The organism is Streptococcus loxodontisalivarius (assembly GCF_016908645.1).
GTDB classification, from domain to species: Bacteria; Bacillota; Bacilli; order Lactobacillales; family Streptococcaceae; genus Streptococcus; species Streptococcus loxodontisalivarius.
Genome location: NZ_JAFBEH010000078.1, coordinates 1 through 4,773 on the forward strand (window position 1 = coordinate 1; position 4,773 = coordinate 4,773).

The window sequence follows — 4,773 nt, forward strand, 5'->3', positions numbered from 1 at the left end:
AGTCCTTCTAGTGTGTGTTGTGGTGACTACATTATATCTCTCTGAGATGTTTTTTTCATGCCTTCAACTGGCTAACTTCATTTTAGAACTTTCTATTTTTTCCAATAGATAGAATTTCTGATTGAATGGTTTCAAACTTTTCAGTTGAATCATAGACATATTCAGGTGAAAGAGCTTCACCTTCATCATTAACCAATTCAATAACAGATGTAAAATTCATGCTTTTACTACTTGTATTTTCAAAGGTCACATTATAGGCAATGTAGGTTGAATCTTCATCACCATCATAGGGAATGATCGTTTCAGCAGAATTTACCGTAATCTTTACAGGTGAACTTCCGATTGATGCCAAAGCAAGCTTTTCTTGCAGTGGCTTAATTAGCGGAATAGCGATTAGACCAAGCACAACAATTGCTCCTACAATACCAGAGACAATCTTTTGTGTTTTAGTCAGTTTGGCAAAGCGTTCTTTAACTGTCGCAAAGAAAGCTTGAACTTTAGTTTTATCCTTAGGGGTGTCATTAGGAGTTTGGTTATTACTCATAAGGGCATCTCTCTTTCCTTTTAATAATTTCATTATAGCTTAACTTATTCTTAAAATAAAGTGGTATTTAGATAAAATTTAAATAAGTAATTTATGTGAAATTTTGGTTAAAAGCACAACTTCTACCCAAATTTGTTCCTTAAAACAACTTTCTTCTATAAAATTTGGAAATTTTAGATTCCCTTATTTTTCTAATCAAATCTTTTTTCAAAAAAGCTTGACAATAAAACTAATAAGTCCTATACTAAATATCGTTAGCTTCCTAACGAATATTTTTGAAATGAGTATCACAATGAGAGAAACAGGACGACTGGTCAAAAGAGCCAGCCTTCAACTATCAAGAGACCTCGATCAGTTTGCCAAGCCTTTTGACCTAACTGGAACTCAGATGTCAATCTTGGACTTCATTTTTCAAGCTGAGAAGGAATCCTACCTACAAAAAGACATTGAGCAGGAGTTTCATATCCAACGCTCTACTGCAACTGGAATCCTGCAAGGAATGGAAAAAAAGGGGTTGATTAGCCGTCAGATTTCAGCTCAAGATGCTAGACAGCGCTCTGTCCATCTCACAAGTAAGGGGAGTCAAATTGCTCTGCGTTGCCAAGATTTCTTCAAGGAACAGGAAGAGGCATTTAGCCAAAACTTTTCTGAAGATGAGCGCCGCATTTTTCAAAAAATCCTAAACCAAATGATTAAAAAGGAGATTAAAAATGTCAAGTGAAACCACATCTAAAAAGACTATTTGGGCAATTATTGCCACCGCACTCTTATCTTTCTGCGGTATCTTGTCTGAAACTTCTATGAATGTGACTTTCTCGCACCTGAGCGAGGTTTTTGGTCTGGAGCTGGGAGTTCTTCAATGGGTGACCACAGCCTACTTACTAGCTGTTGCTGTTACCATTACAACCAGTGCCACCCTCAAGCAAAATTTTAAAGAACGTCATATTTTCTTCGCATCTGTTGCATTTTTTATAACTGGTAGCTTGATTGCTATCGCTAGCCAACAGTTCGGAATTATGATTCTCGGTCGTGTCCTCCAAGGGATGGGGACTGGTGTTGCCATGCCACTCATGTTCAACATTATCGCTGAACGTATTCCCCGCCAAAAAATGGGCTTCTATATGGGTATGGGCGGACTCATTATGGGATTGGCACCTGCATTTGGACCCACATACGGCGGTTTTATGATTGCCCGCTTTGACTGGCAGTGGATTTTCATTGCTATTCTACCTGTTGCTTTGCTTGCTCTTATAATTGGGGCGATTTTTATTGAAAATAGCCCTGCTTCTGCTGAGAAAAGACCCTTTAACTGGTTTGATTTCATCTTACTTGCTATCGCCTTATCAAGTGCTCTGCTTGCAGTATCAAGTTTAGAAGCAGGTCAGTTGAATTGGACTTACTTACTGGTATTTATTCTAGCCTTGCTTGCCTTTATATGGCGCAGCTCTAAAGAAGAAAATCCGTTTTTAGATATTAAACTTCTGACCAATCCACTGATTCTCTTTGGGCTACTGCCATTTGCCATCTTCCAATTCTCAAACCTTTCAGCCAACTTCGTTATTCCAAACTTTTTGACCATGTCACTTGGTTTAGGATCTTCCTTGGCTGGTTTCTCCCTACTTCCAGGAACTTTGATTGGTACCTTTACAGAACCTTTCTTTGGTAAACTCTATGATGACAAGGGACCACGTCTATCACTCTACTGGGGAAATGCGATTTTCACACTTGCTCTTGTCCTCCTCAGTTTCTTCACATCAAGCCTTCTACTTTGGTCAATCACTCTAATCTACATTGTCTTTACAATCGGACGAAATATGGCTTTCAATAACACCATGGCAGCAGTCATGAACGAGATGCCTCGTGAAAAATCAGCGGACATCACAGCCATCTTCCAAATGATTCAGCAATTCGCTGGTGCTCTTGGTACAGCAATCTCTGCAGTCGTGGTTGATAGTGCTGCTAGCGTCAGTCAAGGTAGCCAATACGTCTTTATGATTCTCTTGGTCCTAGTCCTTGCTAACTTCCTCTTTTACAAAATAATGTTTAGTCACTTCAAAGACTAATATAAAAACGAGTTCGGACTTCTACTTCTCCGACTCGTTTTTTTCTTGTTTTTGGGCTAATAAGCGATTAGGTCTCAGACTAGATGTAAAAATTGCTAAAAAAGTTAGTCCAGCCTTGGTCATAAGGCTTCGTTTTCTCTGTGGTAGACTAGAAAAAGCTGTGAGCGCCTTTCTGACCTTATTCAGCGACTCAAGATTGATATCGTTAAGACTCTGAATACCGTTATCAATTAAGGTATCAAAAAGAGTGTCAAACAAGAGCTTCAGGTCTTGACTTCCTAACTCTCTAGTCCAGTTCTTAAAGGTCTTCTCAAGATTTTGACTGAGCTCAGTTCCCTGCTCTTGAGTCATAAAACTTCCATCCAGATTAACTTGCCAATTAGTTACTGCATGTTGCGAAATACCAAAGCTTGCACTCTTGACAATTTTAACTGGCACATCAAGACTGAGCATGACACCTACAATTGATTCCTGAGGTCTCAGAAAAACAATCTTATCACGCACTGCACGGTAACCTCTCGATGATAACATCTCCTCCTGCAAGCCAGGTGCGTCCAACATATAGATGACCAACAGCTGACTCTGAAGTTCTGCCTTCAACTGGCTGGCAGCATAAAGAGCAATGTTACCGCCCTTAGAATGACCTGATAGATAGACATTTTGTCCGAGGTCAGGTAGTACCATTTTCAGGTAGGCAATAGCAGAGCGATGCGCAGCAATTTCACGACTGTAGGTCAGTTTAAAATCTTCTTTCCATCCGATAAGACTATCATCCGTCCCACGAATCACGATTTGTTCATGACCGATAGACTCGATCGTAAAAACCATAGCAGCAAATTGTTTCTCGTATTCACGATTGATGTCATTGACATAATAGGACAAGCTCAAACTTTGAAATCGCTTAGAGGACAACATTTCCTTCAATAATTCCAAACGCTCTGCCGTCATCATAAAAGGATTTGTAACCTGATAGAGTTTCTGATTCTCCTCTTTTGAATAATGGTCTAAAACTTCTGAAAGGCGCAGCTTTTTCCCTAAATCAAAGATTGAGGACAGAACTTCACCAAAGGACACATAACCAATCTCGTTGAGACAGACAATATCAAGTTCATTGAGCGGAAACTCTTCGAAATCCCGTTCTGAAACCGCCTTAACATAATCAATAATCCCAGCCATAATTCCCCTTCCTTGATAGACATCCCTAAAATTCTACAAAGAAATCCCTACCTCGTCAAGTGCAAATATGATAAGATAGAATAGTTTGGGGCTCTTTTACCTGACACTAGCCTTCTATCGAGAAAGTCTCGGGCTAGCAATAGAACCCCAACAAACTTAGAAAGGTTTTAATTCACATGTCAAAAACTCAACTTTATCGCCTCTTGGTTGCGATTTTGGGCATTATCGGTGTCTCAATGCAAATCTATCAAGATGGTTGGGGAATGCTCCTTTATTATACTGTTTTATCAAATATCTTGGTCTTTAGCTTCATGCTCTACCTTGTTTACTTCGAGCGAAAAAATGGACCCATCAATGCTTTCACAGGACTGCTCAGAACCAAGGCAGGTGTGACAATGGCAATTACCATTACTCATGTCATCTACCACTTCATGCTGGCACCCTTGGTTGAACCTCAGGAATTCTGGAATGTCCGTAATTTTCTAGTTCACTATATTGTGCCTATTGCCATGATTCTAGACACTCTCTTCCTTGATAAGAAGGCTGTTTATCGTTGGTTTGATCCGCTTCTTTGGACATCAGTACCCTTGATTTACTTTGGCTTTGCCCTCTTGAACGGCATGGTGATCAAGTTGCCAATTCCTGGTGCAGTCGATAGTCCCTTCGCCTACTTCTTCATCAACGTCTATAAATATGGCTGGGCAAATGTTCTTACCAATACACTCGTCATTTCAATCGCCTACATCTTAGTTGGCTATCTGCTCTTCCTCCTAAAACGATTTATCGGAAAAAGAGCCTAAATAATAAAGATAATAAGGTAGTGTAGCTGCTTCCTAGTACTTACTAGGGCTCAGCACACTCCTTTTTTAATATACTAAAAAGCTCAAGCTAGGGAGGCACTAGCCCCCACAAATGAGACACAAGAAAAAACACTTCTGTTGAAATCTAGTAAACTAGAAACAGGAGTGTTTTGTTATGGTCAAAAAAGCT

Annotated in this window: 5 protein-coding genes; 3 read left to right on the forward strand and 2 right to left on the reverse strand. The window is 39.7% G+C overall.

The window, feature by feature from the left end:
- Positions 1-82: 82 nt before the first annotated feature.
- Positions 83-544, reverse strand: a complete 462-nt coding sequence (locus JOC28_RS10320) for a hypothetical protein (RefSeq protein ID WP_205010601.1) — start codon at positions 542-544, stop codon at positions 83-85.
- Between the two features lie 280 nt (positions 545-824).
- On the opposite strand from JOC28_RS10320, the gene JOC28_RS10325 reads away from it, so the two are divergent.
- Together JOC28_RS10325 and JOC28_RS10330 are read left to right on the forward strand one after the other, a co-directional pair.
- Entirely contained in the window at positions 825-1,265 is a 441-nt protein-coding gene (locus JOC28_RS10325; protein ID WP_386701536.1) for a MarR family winged helix-turn-helix transcriptional regulator, read from the forward strand.
- On the forward strand, positions 1,255-2,607 hold the full coding sequence (locus JOC28_RS10330; RefSeq protein ID WP_205010602.1) for an MFS transporter: 1,353 nt from the start codon (positions 1,255-1,257) through the stop codon (positions 2,605-2,607). The genes JOC28_RS10325 and JOC28_RS10330 overlap by 11 nt, the downstream gene beginning before the upstream one ends.
- Before the next feature lie 21 nt (positions 2,608-2,628).
- Here JOC28_RS10330 and JOC28_RS10335 read toward each other — a convergent pair whose 3' ends face one another.
- A complete protein-coding gene (locus JOC28_RS10335) occupies positions 2,629-3,783 on the reverse strand; it encodes an Mbeg1-like protein (protein ID WP_205010603.1) in 1,155 nt (384 codons plus the stop codon).
- A gap of 176 nt (positions 3,784-3,959) precedes the next feature.
- Here JOC28_RS10335 and JOC28_RS10340 point away from each other — a divergent pair, with 176 nt between their 5' ends.
- Positions 3,960-4,583 (forward strand): Pr6Pr family membrane protein, encoded by a 624-nt coding sequence (locus JOC28_RS10340; protein ID WP_205010604.1) that lies wholly within the window; start codon positions 3,960-3,962, stop codon positions 4,581-4,583.
- The last annotated feature ends 190 nt before the right edge of the window (positions 4,584-4,773 follow it).